Origin of the sequence: Streptomyces roseifaciens, assembly GCF_001445655.1 — a bacterium.
Taxonomy (GTDB): Bacteria; Actinomycetota; Actinomycetes; order Streptomycetales; family Streptomycetaceae; genus Streptomyces; species Streptomyces aureoversilis.
Genome location: NZ_LNBE01000004.1, coordinates 563176 through 586984, shown reverse-complemented (window position 1 = coordinate 586984; position 23809 = coordinate 563176). Strand labels below are relative to the sequence as shown.

31 protein-coding genes are annotated in these 23809 nt (G+C 70.1%); 19 read left to right on the top strand and 12 right to left on the bottom strand.

All coding sequences use genetic code 11. The annotated features are described in order from the left end of the window. The gene (locus tag AS857_RS19780) at nt 1-621 is read right to left on the bottom strand and encodes a DUF6230 family protein (RefSeq protein WP_058044633.1); all 621 of its coding nucleotides are present in this window, start codon (nt 619-621) and stop codon (nt 1-3) included. Nucleotides 622-851: 230 nt separating this feature from the next. Further along, nucleotides 852-2084 carry a cytochrome P450 gene (locus AS857_RS19775; protein WP_058044632.1) on the bottom strand — a complete coding sequence of 411 codons (1233 nt, stop codon included), beginning with the start codon at nt 2082-2084 and terminating at the stop codon, nt 852-854. Nucleotides 2085-2321: 237 nt separating this feature from the next. Here AS857_RS19775 and AS857_RS19770 point away from each other — a divergent pair, with 237 nt between their 5' ends. Next, nucleotides 2322-3491: a steroid 3-ketoacyl-CoA thiolase gene (locus tag AS857_RS19770; protein WP_058044631.1), complete on the top strand. Its 1170-nt coding sequence runs from the start codon at nt 2322-2324 to the stop codon at nt 3489-3491. 107 nt (nt 3492-3598) lie between these two features. Beyond that, on the top strand, nt 3599-4063 hold the full coding sequence (locus tag AS857_RS19765) for a GNAT family N-acetyltransferase (protein ID WP_245700350.1): 465 nt from the start codon (nt 3599-3601) through the stop codon (nt 4061-4063). A gap of 105 nt (nt 4064-4168) precedes the next feature. On the opposite strand, the gene AS857_RS19760 is transcribed toward AS857_RS19765, so the two are convergent. The 3 genes from AS857_RS19760 to AS857_RS19750 all read right to left on the bottom strand — a co-directional run bounded on the left by AS857_RS19760 (nt 4169) and on the right by AS857_RS19750 (nt 7685). Continuing rightward, nucleotides 4169-4927 carry a GntR family transcriptional regulator gene (locus AS857_RS19760; protein WP_058044629.1) on the bottom strand — a complete coding sequence of 253 codons (759 nt, stop codon included), beginning with the start codon at nt 4925-4927 and terminating at the stop codon, nt 4169-4171. A gap of 252 nt (nt 4928-5179) precedes the next feature. Continuing rightward, complete coding sequence (locus tag AS857_RS19755) at nt 5180-5530, bottom strand: hypothetical protein (RefSeq protein ID WP_058046917.1); 351 nt, start codon at nt 5528-5530, stop codon at nt 5180-5182. 55 nt (nt 5531-5585) lie between these two features. After that, on the bottom strand, nt 5586-7685 hold the full coding sequence (locus AS857_RS19750; protein ID WP_058044628.1) for an MDR family MFS transporter: 2100 nt from the start codon (nt 7683-7685) through the stop codon (nt 5586-5588). Between the two features lie 277 nt (nt 7686-7962). Between AS857_RS19750 and AS857_RS19745 the strand changes: the two genes are divergently transcribed. Next, a complete protein-coding gene (locus AS857_RS19745) occupies nt 7963-8637 on the top strand; it encodes an HAD-IA family hydrolase (protein WP_058044627.1) in 675 nt (224 codons plus the stop codon). Nucleotides 8638-8761: 124 nt separating this feature from the next. Here the strand turns inward: AS857_RS19745 and AS857_RS19740 are convergent, their stop codons facing one another. Both AS857_RS19740 and AS857_RS19735 read right to left on the bottom strand, forming a co-directional pair. Beyond that, complete coding sequence (locus AS857_RS19740; protein WP_058044626.1) at nt 8762-9343, bottom strand: TMEM165/GDT1 family protein; 582 nt, start codon at nt 9341-9343, stop codon at nt 8762-8764. 183 nt (nt 9344-9526) lie between these two features. Continuing rightward, nucleotides 9527-10363 (bottom strand): ABC transporter permease, encoded by an 837-nt coding sequence (locus AS857_RS19735; protein WP_245700337.1) that lies wholly within the window; start codon nt 10361-10363, stop codon nt 9527-9529. Nucleotides 10364-10593: 230 nt separating this feature from the next. Here AS857_RS19735 and AS857_RS19730 point away from each other — a divergent pair, with 230 nt between their 5' ends. From AS857_RS19730 to AS857_RS19720, 3 genes are all read left to right on the top strand, one after another. Continuing rightward, a complete protein-coding gene (locus tag AS857_RS19730) occupies nt 10594-11262 on the top strand; it encodes an HNH endonuclease family protein (protein ID WP_058044625.1) in 669 nt (222 codons plus the stop codon). A 296-nt stretch (nt 11263-11558) separates the two neighbouring features. Next, complete coding sequence (locus AS857_RS19725; protein WP_058046915.1) at nt 11559-11969, top strand: DoxX family protein; 411 nt, start codon at nt 11559-11561, stop codon at nt 11967-11969. A 230-nt stretch (nt 11970-12199) separates the two neighbouring features. Then, nucleotides 12200-12823: a DedA family protein gene (locus tag AS857_RS19720; protein ID WP_058044624.1), complete on the top strand. Its 624-nt coding sequence runs from the start codon at nt 12200-12202 to the stop codon at nt 12821-12823. Between the two features lie 180 nt (nt 12824-13003). Here AS857_RS19720 and AS857_RS19715 read toward each other — a convergent pair whose 3' ends face one another. After that, on the bottom strand, nt 13004-13531 hold the full coding sequence (locus tag AS857_RS19715) for a DUF1990 family protein (RefSeq protein ID WP_058044623.1): 528 nt from the start codon (nt 13529-13531) through the stop codon (nt 13004-13006). Nucleotides 13532-13700: 169 nt separating this feature from the next. Beyond that, entirely contained in the window at nt 13701-14375 is a 675-nt protein-coding gene (gene snpA, locus AS857_RS19710) for a snapalysin (protein WP_058044622.1), read from the bottom strand. 264 nt (nt 14376-14639) lie between these two features. On the opposite strand from snpA, the gene AS857_RS19705 reads away from it, so the two are divergent. The 3 genes from AS857_RS19705 to AS857_RS19695 all read left to right on the top strand — a co-directional run bounded on the left by AS857_RS19705 (nt 14640) and on the right by AS857_RS19695 (nt 16331). Continuing rightward, on the top strand, nt 14640-15542 hold the full coding sequence (locus AS857_RS19705; RefSeq protein WP_058044621.1) for a LysR family transcriptional regulator: 903 nt from the start codon (nt 14640-14642) through the stop codon (nt 15540-15542). Nucleotides 15543-15680: 138 nt separating this feature from the next. Beyond that, nucleotides 15681-16073, top strand: a complete 393-nt coding sequence (locus tag AS857_RS19700) for a carboxymuconolactone decarboxylase family protein (RefSeq protein WP_058044620.1) — start codon at nt 15681-15683, stop codon at nt 16071-16073. Between the two features lie 42 nt (nt 16074-16115). Continuing rightward, complete coding sequence (locus AS857_RS19695; RefSeq protein WP_058044619.1) at nt 16116-16331, top strand: hypothetical protein; 216 nt, start codon at nt 16116-16118, stop codon at nt 16329-16331. A gap of 295 nt (nt 16332-16626) precedes the next feature. Here the strand turns inward: AS857_RS19695 and AS857_RS19690 are convergent, their stop codons facing one another. The 3 genes from AS857_RS19690 to AS857_RS37880 all read right to left on the bottom strand — a co-directional run bounded on the left by AS857_RS19690 (nt 16627) and on the right by AS857_RS37880 (nt 19207). Further along, nucleotides 16627-16983: a hypothetical protein gene (locus AS857_RS19690; protein ID WP_058044618.1), complete on the bottom strand. Its 357-nt coding sequence runs from the start codon at nt 16981-16983 to the stop codon at nt 16627-16629. A gap of 891 nt (nt 16984-17874) precedes the next feature. Continuing rightward, on the bottom strand, nt 17875-18390 hold the full coding sequence (locus tag AS857_RS19685; protein ID WP_079110508.1) for a GNAT family N-acetyltransferase: 516 nt from the start codon (nt 18388-18390) through the stop codon (nt 17875-17877). 43 nt (nt 18391-18433) lie between these two features. Beyond that, complete coding sequence (locus tag AS857_RS37880) at nt 18434-19207, bottom strand: GntR family transcriptional regulator (RefSeq protein WP_079110808.1); 774 nt, start codon at nt 19205-19207, stop codon at nt 18434-18436. A gap of 156 nt (nt 19208-19363) precedes the next feature. On the opposite strand from AS857_RS37880, the gene AS857_RS19675 reads away from it, so the two are divergent. The 10 genes from AS857_RS19675 to AS857_RS19630 all read left to right on the top strand — a co-directional run bounded on the left by AS857_RS19675 (nt 19364) and on the right by AS857_RS19630 (nt 23779). Continuing rightward, complete coding sequence (locus AS857_RS19675) at nt 19364-19702, top strand: SCO3933 family regulatory protein (protein WP_058044616.1); 339 nt, start codon at nt 19364-19366, stop codon at nt 19700-19702. A gap of 5 nt (nt 19703-19707) precedes the next feature. Next, the gene (locus AS857_RS19670; RefSeq protein WP_058044615.1) at nt 19708-21063 is read left to right on the top strand and encodes an FtsK/SpoIIIE domain-containing protein; all 1356 of its coding nucleotides are present in this window, start codon (nt 19708-19710) and stop codon (nt 21061-21063) included. Nucleotides 21064-21159: 96 nt separating this feature from the next. After that, nucleotides 21160-21351, top strand: a complete 192-nt coding sequence (locus AS857_RS19665; protein WP_058044614.1) for a hypothetical protein — start codon at nt 21160-21162, stop codon at nt 21349-21351. Nucleotides 21352-21356: 5 nt separating this feature from the next. Then, complete coding sequence (locus AS857_RS19660) at nt 21357-21560, top strand: hypothetical protein (protein ID WP_144440883.1); 204 nt, start codon at nt 21357-21359, stop codon at nt 21558-21560. Nucleotides 21561-21591: 31 nt separating this feature from the next. Next, on the top strand, nt 21592-21786 hold the full coding sequence (locus AS857_RS19655; RefSeq protein ID WP_058044612.1) for a hypothetical protein: 195 nt from the start codon (nt 21592-21594) through the stop codon (nt 21784-21786). Nucleotides 21787-22055: 269 nt separating this feature from the next. Then, nucleotides 22056-22760: a DUF2637 domain-containing protein gene (locus AS857_RS19645; RefSeq protein ID WP_058044610.1), complete on the top strand. Its 705-nt coding sequence runs from the start codon at nt 22056-22058 to the stop codon at nt 22758-22760. Between the two features lie 15 nt (nt 22761-22775). Further along, on the top strand, nt 22776-22967 hold the full coding sequence (locus tag AS857_RS19640; protein ID WP_058044609.1) for a mobile element transfer protein: 192 nt from the start codon (nt 22776-22778) through the stop codon (nt 22965-22967). Nucleotides 22968-22988: 21 nt separating this feature from the next. Then, nucleotides 22989-23174, top strand: a complete 186-nt coding sequence (locus AS857_RS19635) for a hypothetical protein (protein WP_058044608.1) — start codon at nt 22989-22991, stop codon at nt 23172-23174. Nucleotides 23175-23342: 168 nt separating this feature from the next. Then, the gene (locus AS857_RS39075) at nt 23343-23519 is read left to right on the top strand and encodes a hypothetical protein (protein ID WP_216824005.1); all 177 of its coding nucleotides are present in this window, start codon (nt 23343-23345) and stop codon (nt 23517-23519) included. Nucleotides 23520-23533: 14 nt separating this feature from the next. Continuing rightward, on the top strand, nt 23534-23779 hold the full coding sequence (locus AS857_RS19630) for a hypothetical protein (protein ID WP_058044607.1): 246 nt from the start codon (nt 23534-23536) through the stop codon (nt 23777-23779). The last annotated feature ends 30 nt before the right edge of the window (nt 23780-23809 follow it).

The following is a 23809-nucleotide window of genomic DNA, read 5'->3' as shown; positions in this document are numbered from 1 at the left end:
TCAGAAGCACTCCTGCTTGCCCTTGGAGATGTTCATCCGCAGGCCCGCGAGCTTGAACGTTCCTGCGTTGGTGGCCCAGGCGACCTGCCGGACCTTCTTCATGCTGACGCGGTCGGCCTGCTGGGCGAAGAGGTCCTGCATGCCCTGCGCGTCGGCCGGGCCCTTGTCGAGGGTGGAGGCGTCGCGGCCGATCTCGATGTTCGTGAACTCCGCGTCGCCGCCGAGCTGGGTGGCGTCGATGAAGAGGTTGGTGGCCTTGACCGGGGTGCCGCTCCCGCCCGCCGTCAGGTTGAGGGAGATGTCCCCGATGACGGGCAGGTGGGTGACCACGGACTGGCAGAGCTTCTGCAGCTCGGCCTCCTTGATCGCGGTGACCGCCACGGGCAGCAGGTCGCCGCGGGCGTTGGTGTCCACGCCGCCGTACTGCGCGAACCCCTTGCCCTCCAGGCTGTCGGCCGAGACCTTGAACTCCTGGCCCGACACGGCGAACGAGGCCGCGAGGGCCCCCTCGGCGAGCGCGACGGCCAGCGCCGCCGTGGCCGCGAAGCCGGGCACGGCCAGGACGGCGAACTTGCGCCACCTGACCCGTCCCGTGACCGGTCTGTCCTGCGCATCGTTCATGCTGATCGTCCCCTCGGAGAGCCTCGGATGAGAGCTGCCGGACGGGTGGCCGCCGTGTCCCGCCGCATCGCGCGGGTCGGTGCTGTGACGGGCGTGGGGCGTGACGAACGGGCCTGCCCGGAAGGTGTACCCGAGAGTAAGTCCGCGGCCGTCGCCGTACAAGGTCCCGGTACGGACTATTCCCCTGCGGGGAAAGGAAATTGACGATCAATCAGTTATCGGGGAGCCGGTTACCGATAGCGGACCTTCAGCTCCTTGATCCCGTTCAGCCAGGACGACCGCAACCGCCGCGGCTCGCCCTCCAGCCTGATGTCCGGGAGCGTGTCGGCGACCGCGTCGAAGATGAGGTCGATCTCCAGCGCGGCCAGCGACCGGCCGAGACAGAAGTGCGGGCCGCCGCCGCCGAAGCCCAGGTGCGGATTGGGGTCGCGGGTGATGTCGAAGACCTCCGGGTCCGTGAAGACCTCGGGGTCGTGGTTGGCGGAGGCGTAGAAGATGCCCACCCGCTGACCTGCTCGGATGCAGGCGCCGCCGAGCTCGGTGTCCCGGGTGGCCGTGCGCTGGAAGGAGACGACGGGCGTCGCCCAGCGGACGATCTCCTCCGCCGCGGTCGCGGGGCGCTCGCGCTTGTAGAGCTCCCACTGACCGGGGTGGGTGAGGAAGGCGTGCATGCCGTGACTGATGGCGTTGCGCGTGGTCTCGTTGCCGGCGACGGCCAGCAGCAGCACGAAGAAGCCGAACTCGTCGGAGGTGAGGTTGCCCTCGTCCTCGGCGGCGACCAGCCGGCTGACGATGTCCTTCGCCGGGCACTCCTTGCGCGCGGCGGCCAGGTTCATCGCGTACGAGATGAGCTCCATCGCGGAGTTCGCGCCGACCTCCTCGGTGATCGCCAGCTCGGGGTCGTCGTAGGCGATCATCTTGTTGGACCAGTCGAAGATCCGGGCCCGGTCCTCCTGCGGGACGCCGATGAGCTCGGCGATCGCCTGCAGCGGCAGTTCGCAGGCGACGTCGGTGACGAAGTCGCCGCTGCCGCGCTCCCGCGCCGCGGCCACGATCGCGCCCGCGCGCGCCCGCAGGGCCGCCTCCAGGGAGCGGACCGCGCGCGGCGTGAAGCCGCGCTGCACGATCTGGCGGACGCGGGTGTGCTCGGGCGGGTCCATGTTGAGCATGATGAGCCGCTGGACGTCGATCTGGTCGCGGGATATGTGCTCGTTGAAGCGGATGATCGAGGTGTTGAGGGCGGCGGAGTAGAGGTCCGGCCGGGTGGACACCTCCTTCACGTCCGCGTGCCGGGTGACCACCCAGTAGCCGTCGTCGTCGAAGCCGGCGACGCCGTGGGGCTGGGCGTTCCACCACACCGGCGCCGTGCCGCGCAGCGCGGCGAACTCCGGGAGGGGGACGCGGCGGTGGTAGACGTCGGGGTCGGTGAAGTCGAAGCCGTCGGGGAGCGCGGGACAGGGCATCGGCCCCTCCATGTCTGACGGTCCATCAGTTATCGGCCTGCGTCCCGAAGGTAGTGACGCCGCCCCGCGGGCGGCAAGGGAGGGCGCGAGGCCATCTGTCGCGGGCGCAGCACGTGCGCGACCCTTGCGTACCGGGGGTAGCGCTCATAAGACTGCGAGCGAAGAGCGGAATAAGAACGTGTTCTTGTTTGCCGGGGGCGCCGGGACGCCCAGCGGATGCCACGAGAGGACGAACCCATGGCCGCGGAACCCGTCATCGTCGAAGCCGTACGCACCCCCATCGGCCGGCGCGGAGGCACGCTCGCCAATCTCCACCCCGCCTACCTGCTGGGCGAGACGTACCGGGAGGTGCTCGCCCGCACCGGCATCCAGCCCGACTGCGTCGAGCAGATCGTCAGCGGCACGGTCACCCACGCCGGCGAGCAGTCCATGAACCCCGCGCGCACCGCCTGGCTGGCCATGGGCCTGCCCTACGAGACCGCGGCCACCACCGTCGACTGCCAGTGCGGCTCCTCGCAGCAGGCCAACCACCTGGTCGCCAACATGATCGCGGGCGGCGTCGTCGACATCGGCATCGCGTGCGGCGTCGAGGCCATGTCCCGGGTCCCGCTCGGCAGCGGCTCCAAGCACGGACCGGGCAAGCCGTTCCCCGACGAGTGGAGCGTCGACCTGCCCAACCAGTTCGAGGCCGCCGAACGCATCGCCCGCAAGCGCGGCCTGACCCGGGAGCACGTCGACGGACTCGGCCTCCTCTCCCAGCAGCGGGCCGCCCGCGCCTGGGCCGAGGAGCGCTTCAAGCGGGAGACGTTCGCCGTCCAGGTGCCGACGACGGAGGAGGAGCAGTACGCGGGACAGGGCATGTGGCGGCTCGTCGACCGCGACGAGGGGCTGCGCGACACGAACACCGAGGCGCTCGGCGGGCTCAAGCCCGTCATGCCCACCGCCGTCCACACCGCCGGCAACTCCTCGCAGATATCCGACGGCGCGTGCGCGCTGATGTGGTCGTCCAAGCGGATGGCCCGTGCGCTCAAGCTGCGCCCCCGGGCCCGCATCGTCGCCCAGGCGCTCGTCGGGGCCGACCCGCACTTCCACCTAGACGGCACGATCGACGCCACGCGCGCCGTCCTCGGCAAGGCAGGCATGTCGCTCCGCGACATCGACCTCGTGGAGATCAACGAGGCCTTCGCCTCGGTCGTGCTCTCCTGGGCCCAGGTCTTCGAACAGGACCTGCAGAAGATCAACGTCAACGGCGGCGCGATAGCCCTCGGCCACCCGGTCGGCGCGACGGGGGCCCGGCTGATCACGACCGCCCTGCACGAGCTGGAGCGGGCGGACAAGGAGTTCGCCCTGATCACGATGTGCGCGGGCGGGGCGCTGGCGACGGGAACGATCATTCAGCGGTTGTGAGGGCCGTGACGGGCGTGATGTGACGGAGGCCATGGGCCGCAGCACGGGTGAAGTAATAGCCTCTACGCCATTAGATCTATTACTCCACTCGTACGGGGGCGGCACAGGTGATCAGGCGGGCCACGGCGGCGGACGCAGGACGGCTCACGGAACTGGTGCGCGGCTCGGGGGCGTACCGGGGCGGCTACGCGGCGATGGTCGAGGACTACGAGGTCACCGCGGACTACATAGCGGCCCACGACGTCTTCGTGGCCGAGCGGGACGGCGGGGGCGACGGGGGCGGCCCGGGCGGCGGGGCGCTCCTCGGCTTCTACGCCCTGATCCTCGGCCCGCCCGCCGAACTGGACCTCATGTTCGTCGCGGACGAGGCCCAGGGGCTGGGTGTGGGCCGCCGCCTGGCGGCCCACATGAAGGACCGGGCCCGGGCAGCGGGGCTCTCCGGCGTACGCGTCGTCTCCCACCCGCCGTCCGAGGGCTTCTACCGCAGCGTGGGCGCGGAACGGACGGGGACGGTGCCCGCGAAGGGGCCGGTCACGTGGGAGCGGCCGGAGCTGGTGTTCGCGCTCGGGTGACGGCCCTGCGCGCTAGCGGGCGCGCGCGATCTGCGAGTTGACGAAGACGGTGGGGCCGTACGTCCGCGGACGGACAGCGCACCTTCGTCAGTGGAGCGGTCGCCGCTACCGGTCGAACTCGTACTCCAGCACGTACGAAGCCGAGTCGAGCGTCATCTCGTTGACCTCGACGGCTCGACCGCCTTCGGCGAAGGCCGTGCGGCAGATCAAGACGACCGGGGTCCCCGACGTCAGGCCGAGCCGGTCGGCCTCGTCACCCGAAGGCATCCGGCACCGGATCTCCTCGCGGAAGCGCACGGGCGCGGCTCCGAGTTCCGCCAAGCGTGCGTAGGTACCTCCGGGGCCGGTGTCCTCCCGGGTGATCGGGGACCCCGCCACGAGTTCGGCGGGGAGGTAGGACACGGAAAGCAGGACCGGCCTGCCGTCGAGTACGAAGCGCCTGCTCCTCACGCAGACGGCGGCCTCCGGAGCCAGCCCGAGGATCGAGGCCACATGTTCCGGTGCCGACTCTTCGGTGACCTCGATGCGGTCCACCGCGAGGTCGCGATCCTCGATATCGGCCGCCCATATGGACCGCCCGGAAGTCCACGTGTCTTCGGTCAGCCGCTGAATGCCCCGGCGCCGGATAGGCCGGAACGAGCGCACAAAGACGCCCGCACCTTTTCGAGCCTCGGCGATGCCTTCACTCTGAAGCAGACCGAGTGCTTGACGAACGGTCATGCGGGCCACGCCGTAGGTGGCCATCAACTCGTTCTCGCCGGGCAGCCGACCACCGGGTTCGTACTCGCCGCCCTGGATCGCGTCCCGCAGATCGGCAGCGATCCGCTGGTACTTGGGTCGGCGGCCAGCGCCCTGGTCAGCCATCGGTGATCACCTCTTTCCTCTCCAGCGGGGGGCGTTCCGGGTTCTGGCCAACGGCGACAGGGCACATTGGTCGGGGTGCGTCGGATGCGCCGAACTCGACGCCGCCTGGCGCGCCGCGTGCGCCGCGGCCGGAGAGCGTGCGGACTCGGCCGTCGACGCCTTGAACCGATTCCGTAACCACTGGCGCCTGGACCACGCCGTGCCCGGGCCCGCCGGGCGTTGACCCCCGCCCGGCATACGGCGCCGGAGCGGCTACCCCTCGCGGGCCTCGGTGAGGACGGCTTGGAGCTCGTCCATGGCGGCGCGCCACGCCGGGTCGTCCCGGTCGAGGGTCTGGACGGCGTACTCGGCGGCGCGGCGCCGGGCCAGGAGGTCGGGGCGGCGTTCGACCTCGGCCTCGGCCGCCCAGATGGTCACCCAGCCGCGGATCGGGCCGAGGCTGTCGTTCTGGACCGCGAGCTGGAACGCCTCGTTCTTCTGCCGTTCCATCTCGGCCAGCCGGTGGGGAGCGAGCCGGGTGAGCGCCAGGCGGAGGGCGTCCGGAGTGCGCTCCGGACGGGGCGGGACGTCTCTCTGCTCGGCCGGTTGATCGGCTGCGCTCATGGGGCGCCCCTCCAGGTGCGACGGCTGTGCGCGGGTGAAGCCGTCGGTCACCCTTTCACGGTTGCCGCCTCCCCGGGTCCCGCCGCGCATCATGGTCCCGCCGGGGCAGCGCGTCGCCGTCGTGGGGCTGTTCCGCGTCCGAGCCGCACAGTTCCGTGGTGAGTTCGCGGACGAGGGCGTCGAGGTCGGTGGGGCGGTCCGGGGTCCACCAGTTGCCGAGGAGGTCGGCGAGGGATTCCTCGCGGGCCCGGAACAGCAGGCCCGCGACGCGCCGGCCCTCGTCCGTCATGACGAGGGGCAGGCCCTCGCGGCGGGCCAGGCCCCGGACCTCCAGTTGGATGGCGGCCTCGGTGACGGCGCGCAGGGGGACGTCGACGCGCTCGGCGAGCAGGGAGGGTTCCACGGAGCCGTAGCGGTTCATGCGCAGGAGCATCCAGCTCGCGGCGGGACGCAGGTCGAGCCCGGCCCGTTCGGTGATCACCTCGTAGACCTTCTTGCGGCCCTCGCGGCTGCCGAGCAGGGACAGGGCGCGGGCGACCTCGTCGCGCGAGGAGCGTTCGACGGGGTTGCTGGAGATGACCTCGCTGTTGTCGGGCGCGGTGACGCTGCCCCGCAGGGGTTCCTCCCGCAGCAGCCAGGCGAGGGCGAAGGCGACGAGCCCGGCGGGCACCGCGTAGAGGAAGACGTCGGTGATGGACGTGGAGTAGGCGGCTAGGACGCCCGCCCGCTCGCCCGGCGGGAGGGCGGAGACCGCGCGCGGGTCGGCCTGGAGCCTGTCGGGGCTGATGCCGGCGGGCAGGCTCGCGCCGGAGAGGGCGTCGGCGATCCGCGGCCCGAGCTTGTTGGCGAAGATCGTGCCGAAGATGGAGACGCCGAAGGACGCGCCGATGGAGCGGAAGAAGGTGGCGCCGGAGGTGGCGACGCCGAGGTCGCGGTAGGAGACGGCGTTCTGCACGACCAGGACGAGGACCTGCATGACGAGGCCGAGCCCGAAGCCGAAGACGAAGAAGTACGCGCTCATCTCCCCGGTGCTGCTGCCGGGGTCGAGCTGGTGCAGCAGGAGCAGGCCGACGGTCATCACGGCCGTGCCGGCGATCGGGAAGACCTTGTAGTGGCCGGTGCGGCTGACGATCTGGCCGGAGGCGGTCGAGGCGATGAGCAGCCCGGCCACCATCGGCAGCATGTGCACCCCGGACATGGTCGGCGAGACGCCCTGCACGACCTGCAGGAACGTCGGCAGGTAGGTCATCGAGCCGAACATCGCGAAGCCGACGACGAAGCCGATCACCGAGCAGAGGGTGAAGGTGCGGATCCGGAAGAGCTTCAGCGGCAGGACGGGCTCCGCGGCGCGCCGCTCCACCAGCACGAAGGGGACGAGCAGCGCCACGCCGAGCACGCCGAGGCCGATGATCTGCCAGGACGACCAGGGGTAGGTCGTGCCGCCGAGGGAGGTCATCAGCACCAGGCAGGTGGCGACGGCCGCGATGAGGAACGTGCCGAGGTAGTCGATGCGGTGCGGGGTGCGGCGGGCCGGGATGTGCAGGACGGCGGCGATGGTGAAGAGGGCGACGATGCCGATGGGGAGGTTGATGTAGAAGACCCAGCGCCAGCTGAGGTGGTCGACGAACAGGCCGCCGAGGAGCGGGCCGAGCACGCTCGTACCGCCGAAGACCGCGCCGAACAGGCCCTGGTAGCGGCCGCGGTCCCGGGGCGGCACGAGGTCGCCGACGATCGCCATCGACAGCACCATCAGCCCGCCGCCGCCGAGGCCCTGCAGGGCGCGGAAGGCGATGAGCTCGCCCATGTTCTGGGCGATGCCGCACAGCACGGAGCCGAGCAGGAAGATGACGATGGCCGTCTGGAAGAGCTTCTTGCGCCCGTACTGGTCGCCGAGCTTGCCCCACAGGGGGGTCGCGGCGGTGGAGGCGAGCAGGTAGGCGGTGACGACCCACGAGAGGTGTTCGAGGCCGCCGAGGTCGCTGACGATCGTGGGCAGGGCGGTGGAGACGATCGTCTGGTCCAGCGCGGCCAGCAGCATGCCGAGCAGCAGGGCCCCGATCGCGACGAGGAGGGTGCGCCGGGACTGCCCCTGGCCGGGCGCGGGCAGGGGCTCGGGCTCCGTGGCCACGGAGGGGCCCGGGGTGTCGTCCGCCATGGGCGCTCCTGGGGTCTCCTGGGATCTCCTGGAACTACGGAATACGGGACTACGGGACAACGGGGCTGCGCGGCGCTTCCGCACCCCGCACCGCCTCGCTTCACGCGCGCAACGCTCTTCCATCGTGGTCCGGATCGCCCCGTCCGGCCCGCCGGGGTAGGCCATTGGCTTTCCGGGCGGGACTTTTTGTATCGTTAGGAAACAAAGTGGTCCCGCCCGTATTCCCTGACCGGCGGGCGGGACCGCCTTGCCTTATTCCCGCGCCCTGGAGCCGTCGATGCAGGCCTACGCCCCCACCACGACCACGCTGACCGCCCGCGCCCTGCTCCTGGACATGGACGGGACGATCGTCAACTCCGACGCCGTCGTGGAGCGCTGCTGGCGCGAGTGGGCCGCCGCGCACGGGCTCGACGGCGACGCCGTGATGAAGGTCGTCCACGGCCGCCAGGGCTACGCCACGATGGCCGTGCTGCTCCCGGACCGCCCGATGGAGCAGAACCACGCCGACAACCGCCGGATGCTCGCCGCGGAGACCGCCGACGTCGACGGCGTCGTCCCGGTCGCCGGCGCCCCGGCCTTCATGGCGGCCCTCGCCGCCCTCCCGCACGCCCTGGTCACCTCCGCCGACCGCGCCCTGGCCGAGGCCCGCATGGGCGCGGCGGGCCTGCCCATGCCGGAGGTCCGGGTGACCGCGGAGTCCGTCGGCGCGAGCAAGCCGGACCCGGAGGGCTTCCTCAAGGGCGCCGCGGCCCTGGGCTTCGCCCCCGCGGACTGCATCGTCTTCGAGGACTCCGAGGCGGGCATCGCGGCCGGCAAGGCGGCGGGCATGCGCGTGGTGGGCGTCGGCCCGCGCGCGGCGGCCCACAACCCGGACGTCCACGTCGCGGACCTGACCCGGATACGCGTGGAGGCGGACGCGAACGGCGCCGTCGTCCTCCACGTCTCGGCCTGACCGGCCCGGCCCGACGACACCACCTGTCCGCCGGCCCGGCCCGACGACACCACCCGGCCCGGCCCACCCGTCCGCCGGCCCGGCGCGCTGACCGCCCCGGGCCGGCGGTCGGCGTTCGCGCGGATCAGCCCGCGACCGCCTCGTACAGGCTGAAGCCCGCGAGTCCCAGCATCACCACGGCCGCCACCTTGGTGATCAGCGCCAGCGGCACGTACTTCATCAGGGTGCGGCCGCCGACGATGCCCAGGCCCGCGACGGCCCACAGGGCCAGCACGGCGCCCAGGCCCACCGACAGCGGATCGTCGTAGCGGGCGGCGAGGTTGGCGGTCATGATCTGGGTGAGGTCGCCGAACTCGGCGACGAGGATCAGCATGAAGCCGGCCCCCGAGACCTTCCAGAAGGACTGGTCGGCGGGCTTGCGCAGCTCCTCGTCGCCCTCGTCCTTCTTGAACAGCAGCATGACCGCGCCCGCGAGGAAGAGCAGGCCGACCACGCACTGGACGAGGCGGTGCGGCAGCAGCGTCAGGACGCTCCCGGCGGCGATGGCGAGCGCGACGTGCACGGCGAAGGCCGTGGCGACCCCGGCGAAGACGTAGCTCGCGCGGTAGCGGGTGCCGAGCATGAGGCCGGCCAGGGCGGTCTTGTCGGGCAGTTCGGCGAGGAAGACGACGCCGAAGGCCAGGGCGGCGACGGTGAAGCTGATCACGGAGGCATTCCCTCAGTCGGTGGGGTGCTGCCGCACCGAGGGGACCTGAACCTGTCGAGGGGTCGCTTCGGCACGGCAGCGTCGTGGACACTGCGGCCGAAGGTCTCGCTGGCGGGCGCGAACGCCTGCCTCCGGGCGCCGGCCGAGGCGAGCTCGGCAGTATGTCGACGGTCCGGCGAAGAGCTACTCCCCTTCTGCTCCGTTCAGGGTACGCGACCTGCGGGCGAATCGCCTCGGCCCGCCGGCCGCGCCCTCCTCGCGGTGGAGCAGCCCCCGCGCCACCAGCTCCAGGACGAGCGCCACGGCCACCGCCTGCACGGCCAGCAGCGCGACCAGGACGAACAGCTGCACCGCGCCCGCGAGCAGCGGCGACTCGCCGCCGAGCAGCATGCCGACGAACGCGCCGGGCAGTGTGACGAGACCCACGGTGCGGGTCTGGTCGAGGCCCGGCAGCAGGGCGTCGGACGCGGCCGGGCGGGCGATCTCCAGGCGGGCGTCGCGGTCGGCCATGCCGAGCGCCAGGCCGGCCTCCACCTCGCCGTGCCGCGTGTGCAGCTCGTCGAGGGCGCGCCGGCCGCCGAGGACCGTCGCCGTGAGCCCGCCGCCGATGAGGATCCCGGTGACCGGGATCAGGGCGATGCCCTTGAGCGGCACGAGCCCCGTGAGCAGCAGCAGGGCCACGACCGGCAGCACCGCCGCGCCGATCGGCACCGCGGCCCACCACCAGGTGCGGTTGTCCGTGATGCGCCGCCCGGCGGTCCGCACCGCGACGGCGAACATCAGCCCGACGAAGCAGAGGAGGAGGGGAACCGCGCGGACCACCCAGCCGATGACGGCGGAGACCGCGGCCAGCTGGGCGGCCGCGCGCACCCCGGCGACGGCGATGGAGCGGGCGTGCCCGCGCCCCCGCCCGTCGCCGAGCCGGGCGGCGGCCGCGACGCCCGCTGCGGCCACGAGCAGGACGGCGAGCACCACGGCGAGCGTGGCGTTGACGGGCAGCAACGCTGCGGCGGCGAGCACGCGGCCCACCCTAGGCGGCCCGAACGGCCGGTTACCGGCGGTCGCATGGCGGCGTGTCAGGAAGGCGGCGCGCGGCGGCGCCGATCGCGGTCAAGGTCACGTGAACGGGCTCTTGCCTTGTCATGATCGCGTCGTCACCCTGTTACCTGGCGCCCACCCCCCGGACACCGGACGCCGCGATCCTGGCCGCTCCCGACGGCCGAAGACCCCCCACTTCACAGGGAGTTCTCATGTCCGCAATACGCACCCCCTCCGCCGCGCGCGGTCTCTACGCGCGTCGCGCCGCCGTGGCGTGCAGCCTCGCCGCACTGGCCGGCTCGCTCACCCTCGGCGGGGGCACGGCCCACGCCGCGCCGCCCACCCCGCCGGACGCCGCGACCGTCCGGGGTTACCTCGGCGAGCTGAAGGTGAGCCCCGAGGGCTCCATGGACGGCTACAGCCGGACGAAGTTCCCGCACTGGAGCACCCAGTCCGGGCAGTGCAACACCCGCGAGGTCGTCCTCAAGCGCGACGGCGAGAACGTGCAGCAGGACGGCAAGTGCGCCGCCGTCTCCGGCACCTGGGCCTCCCCCTACGACGGCGCCACCTGGCACGACGCCCAGGACATCGACATCGACCACATCGTGCCGCTCGCCCAGGCCTGGCGCTCGGGCGCCAACGCCTGGACCACGGCGCAGCGCCAGGCGTTCGCCAACGACCTGACCCGGCCGCAGCTGATCGCCGTGACCGACCGCGTCAACCAGGCGAAGGGCGACAAGGACCCGGCGCAGTGGATGCCGCCGCTGAACTCCTACGCCTGCACGTACGCGCGGATGTGGGTCACGGTGAAGCACCACTACAAGCTGACCGTCGACTCGGCCGAGAAGGAGAAGCTGGCGGCGGTCCTCAACGGCTGCTGAGGCAGCCCTCCCCTCGGCCTTCGCACAGTGGGGCGGTCCGGATGGATTTCCATCCGGACCGCCCCACTGTCATGCAGGCGGCAATCGGCCCCCACGCGTTCCGGAGCGGAGTCCGGCACAATGAAACAAGAACTTGAACTTGCAAGTATCGATAAGGGGTACCTAACCTGGTTCCCTCATCGTTCCTGTCCCCGATACGAGGAGCCCCCGTCATGCCCCCCACGCCCACCGCCACCTCCCCCTCCGCCCCGGCGCCCGCCGCCCCCGCGAGAACCTCCGCGGACGCGGCCCCGGCCCTGACGCAGCGGCTCGACGCGGCCCGCCCGTACGCCCTGTCCGCCTTCCGGATCGTGGTCGGCCTGCTCTTCGCCTGCCACGGCGCCGCCTCCCTCTTCGGCGTCCTCGGCGGGGCGGCCGGCACCAACGGCGGCACCATCGAGGCCGGCACCTGGCCGGGCTGGTACGCGGCCGCCATCCAGCTCGTCGCCGGCGCGCTCGTCCTGCTCGGCGTGGGCACCCGCACCGGCGCCCTGATCGCCTCCGGCTCCATGGCCTACGCGTACTTCGACGTGCACCAGAGCATGGCCCTGTGGCCGATCCAGAACGGCGGCGAGGCCTCCGCGATGTTCTGCTGGGCCTTCCTGCTCCTCGTCTTCACCGGCCCGGGCGCGCTGTCCCTGGACCGGCTCTTCTCCCGCCGCGGCTGATCCGCGGAGCGGGTCCGGTACCGCTCCCGGACCCGCCGGGCCCCAGCCCGGACCCGCCCGGTGTGTGGACCGGCGTCCGTGATGTCGCGATCCGTACCGTGATGCGCACAACATCACCACCCCCACTCACACGTCACACACGCCCCAGGCGTACGCTGTTCGGTTGTGAAGGCCGCCCCTGCCGCTCCCCTGCGACGTCGCGGCGGGGGACCGTACCGGGAGATCAGGACGTGCTGGAAAAACTGGGGGCGTTGGCCGACACCCCATGGATCTACGTGATCGTCAGCATCTCCGTACTGCTCGACGTCTTCCTCCCGGTCCTCCCCAGCGGCGTCCTGGTGATCACGGCGGCGACCGCCGCCGCGGGCACCGCGGCGGGCGCCGTCGGCGGCCACGGCCACGCCGGCTTCTCCGAGATGCTGCCGCTGGTCATGTGCGCCGCGACCGCGTCCGTCATGGGCGACATGGTCGCCTACCGGCTCGCCTGGCGCGGCGGCGACCGCTTCGACCGGGCCATCGCCCGCTCGCGCCGGCTGACCGCCGCGCAGGCGAAGCTCGGCACGGCGCTGCTGCGCGGCGGCGGCCCCCTGGTGGTCGTCGCCCGCTTCGCACCGGCCGGCCGGTCGGTCGTCAGCCTCGGCGCCGGCGTGATGCACCGCCGGGCCGCCGAGTTCCTCCCGTGGTCCGCCCTGGCCGGTCTGGCCTGGGCCGCGTACAGCGTGAGCCTCGGCTACTTCGGCGGCCAGTGGCTCGGCGCCGGCTGGATCGGCACGGCCGTCTCCTTCTTCGCCCTCTTCGCCGCCGGCGCGGGCGCCGCGTACGTCGTGAAGCGCCCCAGGGCACGCGAGGCGTAGCAGGGGGCGCGAGGCGTCACAGGGCCCCGGGCCCGGCCTCGCCCGCACCTTCGGTAGCACCCGTTACAGCAGCGACCGTACGTCCGGTCGGTGACGGATGGACGACAGGATTCCGCGGTCGCACGAGCGTGCGTACGCCTGCCCGTCCGCCCTTCTACGTCGCCCGGCGGGTGGTCTCCGTCACTTCATCGCGCGAGCGGTCTCCGCGCGCAGCACCCGCGCACAGTGGCGCGCGTACCTGCGCTGGAAGGCCGGCACCAGCGGCCCGGCGGCCCGGGTGAACCAGCGCGCCGGACGGCTGAACGCGGTCACGGCCAGGCGTACGTCCTCCGCGCCGTCGAGCGTGACGACGAAGGACTCCTCCCCGCACTCGGGATGGCCCGGCAGCGTGCCGTAGGCGAAGCCCGCGCGGCGCTCCTCCCGCACGGCCCAGACGACCGCGCAGGTCCCCGAGGCGCGCAGCGGGCCGAGGCCGAGGGAGAGGTCCACGGTGACGCCGGGGGCGGCCGGGAGGGTGCCGGCGGGGATGCGGACGCCGGCGGCGCGGTGCATGCGCCAGGAGAGCAGCGCGTCGGCCGCGGCCTCGAAGACGGGGCGGCCGCGGCCGAGGTATCCGACCTCACGGAGATGGTGGTAGCCGGCGGGGAGCGGCCGGCGGGCGGTGGCGCCGGCCTCCGCGTAGGTGAGGCCGGGGGGCACGTGTGTCATCGGTTCCAGTATGGGCCGCACGGGCCCGGAGACGGGCGGCGGCCCGGCTCCGCGAGGGAACCGGGCCGCCGGACGGGCAGGGCCCTGCCCGGTGAGCGTGCTCACCGGGCGGTAGAGCTCATCGGGCCGTGGAGCTCACCGAGCCGAGAGGCTCACCGGGCGGTGAAGCTCATCGAGCCGTGGTGAAGGCTCCCTTGTCGTCCTTCTTGAAGGCCGACAGGCCGTTGGCCCAGAGCTGGTTGACCCGGTTGCTCTCCGCGCTGTTCGGGCGGGTGTTCTGACAGGACGGGCCGGGGCCGCCGCCCGACATCAGCTCGCTGCACGGACCGGAGTAGTGGTCCGGCAGGCCGAGGACGTGCCCGGTCTCGTGCGCGGTGACGCGCGTGGAGTTGTACTGCTGGTTCTGCCGGTAGTCGAGGAAGATGTAGCCGCGCCCGTGGCCGTCGGTGCTCGCGTACGAGCCGCGGGAGTCGTTGCCCTCGTAGTAGCTGAAGTCGGCGTTGCTGCCCGCACGCAGCTGGATGTTGCGCACGGAGCTGTTCCAGATCTGGGCGCTGGCGGCTATCTGGGAGGCGAAGCTGGGCGCTCTGCTGGCGTCGTAGGTCACCGTGACGGCCCGCAGACCCGGCGACTTCGCGGCCTTGGCCTGCGCCGACTTCATCACCGCGTCGAAGAACGCCTTGTTGTTGGCCTCTTCGGCCGACGAGCCGGCGTAGGACGACACGGTCTGCGCCGTCTGCGATGCCGTGACCGACGGGGCGGAGGCGGACGCGGGGACCGCCGTCATCGCCGCCGAGAGCCCGAGGCCGATCGCCGCCGACAGCACCATCGTGGAGCGTTTCATGTGGGGGACTCCATTCGTGCCGAGGACGCCCGGGGGCGTGGTGGGAACGCCGGCCGGATGTCCGTCGGGTGAACTGCTGGTCCCGCAGAGTCTGTGACGAGTTATCAGCGGTGCGGATGATGCCAACTGGCCATAGCACCGTGCAATCACCTACCCTGCCCCGGCATGTGCCTGGTGTGACGTGCGAGGCGCAGTTATGCTCCCCCCGTGGAGCTCGAGGTCAGGCACCTCCGCGCGCTTTGCGCCATTGCGGATGCGGGAAGTGTGCGGAAGGCCGCGCTGCAGCTGGGCATGACGCAGCCCTCGCTCACCACCCAGCTCCGCCGCATCGAAGGGGCCGTCGGGGGCCTGCTGTTCACCCGCGGCCAGACGGGCAGCCGCCCCACGCCCCTCGGCCACTCGGTGCTCTCCCGGGCGCGGCCCATCATCGCCGAGATGACCGCCCTGATGGCGGCGGCCCGCGACGCGGCGGCGGGCGCGGGCGGGGCCCGGCTGCGGGTCGGCAGCATGGGCGGCCGCGTGGTCGCGGGCTGGCTGCGGCGGCTGCACGCCCGCCTGCCCGACACGGACGTCACCATCCACATCGAGGTCTCCGCGGGCACGTTGCTGCAGTTGCTCGCGACCAATCAGCTCGACGTCGCCTTCGTCCACGAGGCGGAGGGTTTCCCTTTGCACATACCACCGGGCGTCGGGCAACGGGTCCTGATGACACGGGAACCGAGGTTCGTCGCCCTGTCCGCCGCACATCCGGCGGCCGGCCGCCCGGTGGTGGGGCTCGCCGAACTCGCCGACGACGCCTGGATCGTGGACCCCGCCGCCGACCACGAGTGGTCGGCCCTGCAGCGGGCCTTCACCGCGGCCGGCACCGACCCGCGCCTGGTGCACGTGCGCGACGCCGCCACGGCCGCGGACCTCGTCGCCTCGGGCGAAGCCGTACGCGCCTGCCAGCCCACCGCGGAGGCCACGCCCGGCACGGTCCTCCGCCCCCTCTACGGCGACCCCCTCACCGCCGAACTCTCCCTCGCCACCCGCCCCGGCGCCCTCTCCCTCCCGGAAGCCGACGCCGTCTTCGGCGACTTGGAGGACGCCTACCGGTCCCTGGCCTACGCCCACCCGGCCTACCGGTCGTGGCTGCACCGCAACGGCGGCATGCTGCCGGCTGCGTAAGCGGCACAAGGGACGGGCCCCCGGCGGGCACGGCACGCCGGCACCCCGCGCCCGCGCCTGCGCCCGCGACACCCGGGCTCGGCGGACCTATCGTAATAAAGAGGACAGCTGCTCATCCCGACGAAAGGGGTGGCTGCCATGGGAGACCGCAGCCGCGGCGAAGTCGAGTCGGAGATCAAGGAAGCGCTGGGACTCGTCCCGCACTTCTTCAGCGGCATCCCCGACGACCTGCTCGAATACGAATGGGAGCTCTTCAAGAGGCTCGAACTCGGCGAGACCCTCATTCCGAACAAGTACAAGGAGCTCATGGGAATCGCCCTGCACTCCGAGACCAAGTGCCGGTACTGCACGCTCTTCCACACCGAAGCGGCCAGGATCTTCGGCGCCTCGGAGGAGGAGATCCAGGAAGCGGTCCACTACGCGAAGCACAGCCTCGGCTGGAGCGCCTACCTCAACGGCATCCGCGAGGACTACGACGACTTCGCCCAGGAACTCGGCCAGATCAAGGGATACCTCGGCGCGCAGGGCTGAACCTGCGGAGAACAACCGACGGAGACGGAGAAGGACCGACCGATGCAGCTCGAATGGGCCCGGCCGGGCGTTCTGCGGGTGACCTCGCACGTGTACGAGTTCGCGGCGCTGATCGCCGCGGCCCGCTATGTGACCGAGGCCGCTCCCCCGGAAATCGGCGAGGAGCCGCTGGACCGGCTGAAGGAGGTCCTGAGAAGCTACGACGCACAGGCGGCGCGGCTGCACGGAGAACCGCCGGAGCGGAAACCGCGGGAATGAAGAGTGGGCACAGACGGATTTGAACCGCCGACATCTGCTTTGTAAGTTCGATCGAGGCGCCGGTTCAGCACTGGACACAACACTCTGGGCGACGGCCCCACTCCGTGGAGAGTCGCCGGGGTCTCGCCTTGTCCACTGCCGTTGATGTCAGGCGTGGATGTCAGGGAGGCCCGGTAATCCAGCTCCACGATCTTCGCTCGACCTGAGTGAAGGAGGTGAGGCAGACGGCCCTGTCCGCACCCCGGGTCCCGTCCTTTACCGTGCGGGCGACCTCACCCCCGGACACTTTAGCCCTTCACTGTTTGTTACCGGTCTTGTTGTAGTGATCCCGGCAGAAAGCCACGAGATCTTCAGCATGGATGGCGCCATACTCCTCGGGGGTCACCGCTTCGACTGCCTCGATGATCTGGTGCGCGGAGGAGGATCGGTATCCCATGGCGCTCTCGCCATCCGTGACTGACACGGACCAGTACTTCACCAAGATCGGAGACTTCTGGAAGGTGCCATAGGTCTTAGTGTCGCGAAGGTCCCAGTCCTTGATCTCGACGTTCAGCCCTTCCGACAGTGCCTCATGGGCGTAGGCCAGAGCGGCATCCTGATCCAATGTGTAGAGCGTGAGCGGGCGCCCACTAGGCTCACGGGGGATAGTCATACCCGCACCCTACGGGCTACGTGAGGGTGGCTCTGGGGCTTTGGCCGGTGTCCTGCCCGGGTTGGGGTCGAGCATGGCCAGGGGGCCGTACGCTGGTTGGCAACTCGGGCAGGTTGTGATCCTGCCCGGAATTTGGTCGAGTGGCCCCCTGGTCTTGCTCGACGCGGGCCCCGGCCCGGGGAGGTGGGTAAAGCCGCAGAGCCGCCCGCCCCCCACTCATCCCACTCCCCCCGCCCTTCGCTATCCCGCGGCCCTTCCGGCGCAACCGGTTGACGATGCGATGCGGCCGGGGCTTGGCGTTCTGTGCACGGTCGTGGGCCTTCCTCTGGGTCCTTGGCTGGCGCTTCACGGTCGGTCCTGGGCGTTCCGGCAGCGTCATGCCAGGGTGACCGGCGTGGGGCTCTCGGAGTCCGGGGCTGCTGTTGGGCGTGCCAAAGCGTGAAGCGGAGTACCCCGCGGCATATCGATGGCGCGGGGCCGGGGCCGCGCCGCGGGCCGAAGGCATGGCGGCGCGAGTCCCGAGCCCCGGGCGGCCAGCCGTGCTGGCCGGGCGGGTGTGCTCCGTAGCGGTGGCTTTGAAGAAGACATTGGCATGCCGCGCCGGATGCCCGAAAGGGCAAGAGCAGCCGGTCACCAGGGCAGAGAGCTGCCGAGACAAGAACGCCGGGCCGACCACGGGCAGCCCGACCAATGCCCAAAAGAGCACCGGTAAGCGGACCGGCGATCGGAGCGCTCGGCTTCCTGGACCCTTTCGCCTCATGGTCATAGAGGCGACGCTGGGGATGACCTATGGGGTGCAAGCCCCTGGGCGGCCCCCCTCCCTCCCCTCCCCCGCCCAGGAGGGCGGGGGCTTGATGAGGTAGAGAAACTTTGACCGCGCGTTGCTCGGCTTCACCTGTTGGGCGATGCGAAGCAAACTGCTTCTGTTTGCTGGCCTTCCCCGTAGGTGTGGGTCGTCGTTCCCAGCCTCTGCCACCCCAACCGCTCATACAGGCGAATGGCTGCGACGTCCTTGGTCATCACATCCAACACGAGTCGCAGGTTCTCTTCCTCGGCGTGCCGGGTCGCTGCTTCCATGAGGCGTTCACCGGTGGACCTGTTTCGCGCCTCAGGAAGAACGAAGAGGCGGGCAAGGACCGCGACGCTCTCTTGAGAGTCCTGTGCATGGCGCCGATAGAGCGAGACCGCATCCTCGCCCTGAGGGCTACTGATGGCCACGTGCCCGACTACTCGCCCAGAAATCTCTGCCACCCAAGCCCTGATAAACCCGGGCGGGTTGAGCCATTCTTGAGGGTGGTCGACGCCTTCGACTGGATACCCATCGCTGGCGTGAACTGCAACAAGGGCGTCTGCTGTTCCAGGGAGATCGCCACTCTGCCGAATGCGGATGACCGGCGTCTCTTCCATGCGCACTCCTTCGGACTCGATGGTTCACTCGGGCAGCGTCAGGCTACTGAACAGGGAACTTGTAGAGCAGCCCCGTCCGGTCGGCGCGATGCACGTAACGACTTACTTCAAATGGCGTCTCGTTCTGGTCAAGGCTCGTATGCAGCACTTCAAGAACAGGGACCCCTGTAGGAAGCCGAAGATGCAAGGCCTCGTTTGGGCTTGCCATGCGCGCCGTGACTTCGTCGCACCCGGCGGTCATCACATGGCCAAGCTCTTCAAGACGTCCGTAGATCCCGTTAGGGCCAGTCTTGGGCTCCATGAGCCTCGTGCCTTGCGCTTCCTCCCATCGAAGATAGGTCGACACGATCTGCACTGGTTCTTCATCGGCAAAGTAGTGATTCTCTCGATGAACAACACTCTCCTCATCGGCGGGCACCATGAGACGCTCTGCAACGTCCGGCGGAGGGGCCTCACGAGAGATGCTTACGACTTCAACCCTTGGGGTCTTCCCTTGGCGCTGAGCCTCAAGCCGGAACGGAGTAAGCCCGGTTGACCGGTTCGCAATTGAGTAGCGGTCACTGCCGAACCTAAAGAGTCGCTGCGGCTCTCGTACGAATACCCCTCGCCCGTGCTCGGCGGTAACAAGGCCCTGTTCGGCAAGCAGCCGGATCGCTTCGCGCGCGGTGTTTCGGGCCGTCTCGTACTCCTGGGCCAGCGCGCGCTCCGACGGCAGCTTGTCGCCGGGCCCGAGGGCACCGCTCAAGATTTTTTGCCGCAGATCTTCGGCGATGCGCCTGCTCGGGAGCCCTTCCTGTGAGCGTTCGGGGGTCGTCATGAGGGTCAGCATACAACTGGCCCAAGCCAGTTGCTTGACTCGCGACACGGCGCATGCTCTACTGGCTTAAGCCAGAACTGGCTCAAGCCAGTTTCCTGTGGGGGTGCCCTCGTAGCTCCTGGGGCAACTCCCCTTCTCCTGTGAGGGAGTACAGCAATGCGTCAGATCCCTGTGGACACGACAACAGCGACGGTCATGATCGCGCAGCCGCCGCAGAAGAAGCTGGCAGATAGGCAGTCCGGCCTGGTCGCAACGGACCGCGAGACCGGTGCCGCTCTGATGACGGTGGACGTGCTGTTCGTCATGGATGGCAACGCGGATGTCGTCACGCTGACTGTCCCTGAGACGGGTATCTCCGAGAAGATGACCATGGGGACTCCGGTGGCACTGACGGGGCTGGTTGCCCGTCCGTGGGAGAACGAGTTCAACGGCCAGAAGCGGCACGGCATCAGCTTCCGCGCCGTTGCGGTCACGGCGCTCAGCAGCAAGGGCTGATCTCGATGACCATCGGGCAGGCTGCATTACTGATCGGCTTAGGTCTGATCGTCGTTGGGGCCGCGCTCCTGCGTCGCCATCGTCCCTTCTGGTACTGGGCCGGTATCGGCGCGGTGATTGCCATCGTCCGCGTCCAGCTCACCTACCGGTCTGTGATGGAAGCGTGTGACCTGACGGAACGGCCGTCCCGGGCACGGCTGTGGCTGGCCAAGACCATGGACCGGGAGCCGACGCGGATGATTCCCCGGCTACGGCGAGTCAAGGTCACGCGGGCGGGACTGGTGCTGCAGATCAAGATGCAGCCAGGCCAGGAAGTCCGCGACTTCGAAGTGGCGGCGGAGCGCCTGCGTCATGCGTGGCGGGCCCACGGGATCCACATGCGAGCCCTGAAGCCCGGATGGCTAGAGATCCGACTCATCGCCTACGACCTGCTGCAACGGGTGGTCATGCCACGCAGCGCGACCGCCGAACTGCTCCGAGTGCCGGTGTCGCTGCGATCAGACGGCCTGGTCCACATGCGGGAATTCCGGACGGTTGCTCACGAGTTGGTCGTCGGAGCCGTTGGATCTGGCAAGTCGGTCTACTTGCGTCGCTTGGTCAAGGGGCTGGCACCACAGCCGGTGGCCTTGGTCGGCATCGACTGCAAATGGGGCGTGGAACTTGCCCCGCTGGCCCGTAGGTTCTCGGCACTGGCCTACACCCCGGAAGAGGCTGCCGCGCTCCTGGACGTGCTCGTTCAAGAGATGAGCGACCGGTACGAGCTGATCCGTACCGCTCAGAACCTTCCTCCTGACGTGCCCATGGAGGAGATCACCTCCGACGTCTGGGGGCTGCCCGAAGACATCCGACCGGTGCCCATCGTGGTGATCGTCGATGAAGTCGCGGAACTCTTCCTCACCACTTCCTCAGCAGACACCAAACGCCGTGACCACATGGTCACCCAAATGATCCGACTCGCGCAGCTCGGACGTGCAGCCGCGGTGTACCTCGAAATCTGCGGCCAGCGGTTCGGCTCCGAACTCGGCCCCGGCGCAACGACACTCCGCGCCCAGCTCACTGGTCGCACGGCGCACCGAGTCAATGACGAGGGCTCCGCGAAGATGGCCCTCGGCGACATCAGTCCCATGGCAATGGCTGCGGCAACCGCAATCCCCGCGAACCGTGCGGGAACGGCTGTGGTGGGCGGAACGGGCGACAGGTGGACCGTCGTGCGCAGTCCCTTCACGAGCCTGAACGAAACCGTGGCGGCCTGCAACGAGTTCGCCCACATCACGCCGGAAGTCCCGGCTTTGGCTCCCTTCCGGCCGGACACCGTACCCGCGTCCGTCGAGACGCCGGTCCCGGTCACAGAGCCAGCCTGACCCACCCACGCGCACAACCGGCCGGCGCGGCCTCCAACGCGCCAAGTCCCTACCCGGCCCATGCCCAAAAACCGGGCCAGATCCAAAGGAGAAGCAATGTCCCGACGTACCGACGACTTCGACCGCAGTGCCCGCATGACGCGCGACGTCTGCGAGTACGCCGAGAGTGACGGGGCGGACACGGAGTTCGCCAGTACCGTGCTCGGCTCGATGCTGGAGCAGGCCAGCCGTGAGCGTCAGGGCGACTACCCGCCCGCCGGGCACGACTACCCCCGCTCGGACCGGTGAGCTCCATGGCCTGCAGCGACGACCCCCAGCACGCCGACGCCCACGTGACGCACCTGATGGCTCACAGCATCGATGAGTACCTCACCGATCCGGGGCACGACCCAGAGTTCGTCGCCGTCCTCTACTCGTCGCTCAGGGCTGAGCACGACGCCAAGTGGGATGGCGACTATCCGCCCGAGGGTCACAGCTACCCCCGAACCACGCACTAACCGGTCACTCACACAACGAAGGAGACAGCCCATGATGCTCCGCTGGAAGTACGACGTCGCCATCGAGCTCAACAACGAGATCTTCGTCAGCCAAGGCGAGATCACATCGAACGACTGCGAGACCGAACAGTCGATGTCGCGAGCCATGGTGATGGACATGGTCATCAAGGACCCGAAGCTGCGTGAGGGCCGCCTGGTTCGCAGCAACTGCACGCAGATCCGGTAAGCGCCATGGCCACCAAGAGGACCACTCAGCGCAAGCCCCGAACGAAGAAGTGCCCGGACTGTCAGCAAGGACAGGTCTCCATGTCCTTCAAGGTCGGCGGCCGCAAGAAGAGCGACAGCCCGGACCGCCAAGAGGCCCTGTGCCTGACCTGCTTAGGCACAGGCGAAGAGCCTCCCGCCACCTGATCCATTCGGGGCCGGGCGTCGCCGCTCCCCAAGAGCCCGCCCGGCCCCTCCTTGACCGAGATGCTCCGGAAGGAGAACCGCGCGATGAAACGCCTCTCCCACCGTGACCCGGTGTTGGTTCAAGCGGTGATCGCCGGTGCCCTGTCTTTCGCCCACCTGCACGACATCGCTCAAGCTGCCGGGCAAGACGGGTGGAAGGGCTGGGCCTATCCCGTATCCGTTGATCTGCTTCTGGTCGCCGCGTGGCGTCGTCTGCGCTCCGGGCACGGGGTGCGTCTGGGCTGGGTCTGGTTCCTCATCGCCCTCACCGCGTCCCTCGGCGCGAACGTCGCCACCGCGGGCTTCCTCGACCTGGGCCACCCCCCGTCCTGGCTGCGAATGCTGGTCGCTGGCTGGCCCGCCGCGGCCTTCCTCGGTGGCACCCTTCTCGCACACAGCCCAATCCCCACAACGGCCATCTCAGCTACTGATCCGGCACCGGCTGAGGTTTCACTGGTGGCTGCCACGCCTGCGGCGGAGCCTGAAGCGACGCCTCCGGCGGAATACCGGCAGGCGCTCGAGCAGCCACCGTCCGAAGCGCGCCCGCAAGACGAGTCCGCTGATGCCTTGGCCTTGCCGGAGCCACCTGTGATCCAGGTTTCCGCGCCTGCTGCCCTGGTCGCCCACGCTCGCAAGGTCGCAGAAGCCCACAGGGCCACGACCGGAAACGACATCGACCCCGACACCCTGCGCGCTCGCCTCGGAGTGCCCGCCGCCATGGCTGAGGCCATCGCCGCCCAACTCGCCTGAGAGGAGATCCAGCCCATGTCGCGCAACAAGCGCTTCTGGAACCGCGACCGCATTGGAAAGGTCGAGATCGCGACTCACACCGACCGGCTCGGGCGCGTCGCTCACGCCGTCGCCTGCACCGCCCCGGGCTGCAACTGGTCGGCCGACTACCTCAACCCCGCCGCCGCCGAACTCGCCGCTCAGACCCACCGCTGCGACCCCCGATAGCAGCAGAAGGAGAGACCAACCGTGAACGTCCCGCTCTGGTTCGTCGTCGCCGTCGTCGCCTATCTCGGGGTCAAGCTCACCCGCCCGCCTATGTGGGTCGTCCTCGTCCTCCTAGTCGGCGGCGTCCTGCTCGCCAATAGCTTCCTCGCCGGACCGATCGAGTCCGGCATCAACGGCGGAGCCACCGTCATCGGCGGCTCCAAGTAACCCACCTCAGAGGGGAGAACCACCATGCTCCGCCCCCACGTACCGGCCAACCCGCTTCCCGCCCCGCTCATCAGGCCCGCCCCTGAGGCGCCCGTCGAGAGGCATGCCGGGACGTCGACACCGCTCTGTCAGCACTCGCCCACCCCTACGGCTCCGGTCTCTGGCGGTGTGCATCTGTCGGCGGGCGCCACGGTCGCGGCCATCGGTGCGGGAACAGTCGCCGTGCTCGTCATCGGTGCCGTCCTGGTCGGCATGTTCCTGGCCATCTCCATCACGGCTGGCTCACTCGTCGTCGTCGCCCTGGTCGCCCGATCGCTCCTGAACTCCTCCCACACCCAACGCTGAAAGGAGCCCCTGCGATGGGCCTGTTCAATCGCAAGAAAGAGGAAGCTCTGCAGGTCGATCCCGCACTGTCGGAACTGGGCCGGGACTACGCCATCGCCAAGCGTCACGGCGACCGCCGGGCCATGAACCAAATCGTTCGCACCGTCGAGCGCGAGCACGGTCTTGCCGAAGCCGACTGGGCCTCTTTCAAGGACGGTCAGGACGCGTACGACGCCATCCCGCCCGCCTACTCCAAACCCCGTCGCGGCCGACGCCGCTGAACGGCCCCCGGGGCGGCCTCGGTCGCCAAA

What these genes read in the sequence shown, in the direction of transcription:
- AS857_RS19660 (WP_144440883.1), top strand. Translation starts at nt 21,357, where the DNA reads ATGGCCTGCAGCGACGACCCCCAGCACGCCGACGCCCACGTGACGCAC.
- AS857_RS19685 (WP_079110508.1), bottom strand. Translation starts at nt 18,390, where the DNA reads ATGGAAGAGACGCCGGTCATCCGCATTCGGCAGAGTGGCGATCTCCCT.
- AS857_RS19755 (WP_058046917.1), bottom strand. Translation starts at nt 5,530, where the DNA reads ATGAGCGCAGCCGATCAACCGGCCGAGCAGAGAGACGTCCCGCCCCGT.
- AS857_RS19645 (WP_058044610.1), top strand. Translation starts at nt 22,056, where the DNA reads ATGAAACGCCTCTCCCACCGTGACCCGGTGTTGGTTCAAGCGGTGATC.
- AS857_RS19770 (WP_058044631.1), top strand. Translation starts at nt 2,322, where the DNA reads ATGGCCGCGGAACCCGTCATCGTCGAAGCCGTACGCACCCCCATCGGC.
- AS857_RS19715 (WP_058044623.1), bottom strand. Translation starts at nt 13,531, where the DNA reads ATGACACACGTGCCCCCCGGCCTCACCTACGCGGAGGCCGGCGCCACC.
- AS857_RS19670 (WP_058044615.1), top strand. Translation starts at nt 19,708, where the DNA reads ATGACCATCGGGCAGGCTGCATTACTGATCGGCTTAGGTCTGATCGTC.
- AS857_RS19630 (WP_058044607.1), top strand. Translation starts at nt 23,534, where the DNA reads ATGGGCCTGTTCAATCGCAAGAAAGAGGAAGCTCTGCAGGTCGATCCC.
- AS857_RS19695 (WP_058044619.1), top strand. Translation starts at nt 16,116, where the DNA reads ATGCAGCTCGAATGGGCCCGGCCGGGCGTTCTGCGGGTGACCTCGCAC.
- AS857_RS19760 (WP_058044629.1), bottom strand. Translation starts at nt 4,927, where the DNA reads ATGGCTGACCAGGGCGCTGGCCGCCGACCCAAGTACCAGCGGATCGCT.
- AS857_RS37880 (WP_079110808.1), bottom strand. Translation starts at nt 19,207, where the DNA reads ATGACGACCCCCGAACGCTCACAGGAAGGGCTCCCGAGCAGGCGCATC.
- AS857_RS19700 (WP_058044620.1), top strand. Translation starts at nt 15,681, where the DNA reads ATGGGAGACCGCAGCCGCGGCGAAGTCGAGTCGGAGATCAAGGAAGCG.
- AS857_RS19750 (WP_058044628.1), bottom strand. Translation starts at nt 7,685, where the DNA reads ATGGCGGACGACACCCCGGGCCCCTCCGTGGCCACGGAGCCCGAGCCC.
- AS857_RS19655 (WP_058044612.1), top strand. Translation starts at nt 21,592, where the DNA reads ATGATGCTCCGCTGGAAGTACGACGTCGCCATCGAGCTCAACAACGAG.
- snpA (WP_058044622.1), bottom strand. Translation starts at nt 14,375, where the DNA reads ATGAAACGCTCCACGATGGTGCTGTCGGCGGCGATCGGCCTCGGGCTC.
- AS857_RS19775 (WP_058044632.1), bottom strand. Translation starts at nt 2,084, where the DNA reads ATGCCCTGTCCCGCGCTCCCCGACGGCTTCGACTTCACCGACCCCGAC.
- AS857_RS19640 (WP_058044609.1), top strand. Translation starts at nt 22,776, where the DNA reads ATGTCGCGCAACAAGCGCTTCTGGAACCGCGACCGCATTGGAAAGGTC.
- AS857_RS19690 (WP_058044618.1), bottom strand. Translation starts at nt 16,983, where the DNA reads ATGACTATCCCCCGTGAGCCTAGTGGGCGCCCGCTCACGCTCTACACA.
- AS857_RS19730 (WP_058044625.1), top strand. Translation starts at nt 10,594, where the DNA reads ATGTCCGCAATACGCACCCCCTCCGCCGCGCGCGGTCTCTACGCGCGT.
- AS857_RS19745 (WP_058044627.1), top strand. Translation starts at nt 7,963, where the DNA reads ATGCAGGCCTACGCCCCCACCACGACCACGCTGACCGCCCGCGCCCTG.
- AS857_RS19780 (WP_058044633.1), bottom strand. Translation starts at nt 621, where the DNA reads ATGAACGATGCGCAGGACAGACCGGTCACGGGACGGGTCAGGTGGCGC.
- AS857_RS19675 (WP_058044616.1), top strand. Translation starts at nt 19,364, where the DNA reads ATGCGTCAGATCCCTGTGGACACGACAACAGCGACGGTCATGATCGCG.
- AS857_RS19665 (WP_058044614.1), top strand. Translation starts at nt 21,160, where the DNA reads ATGTCCCGACGTACCGACGACTTCGACCGCAGTGCCCGCATGACGCGC.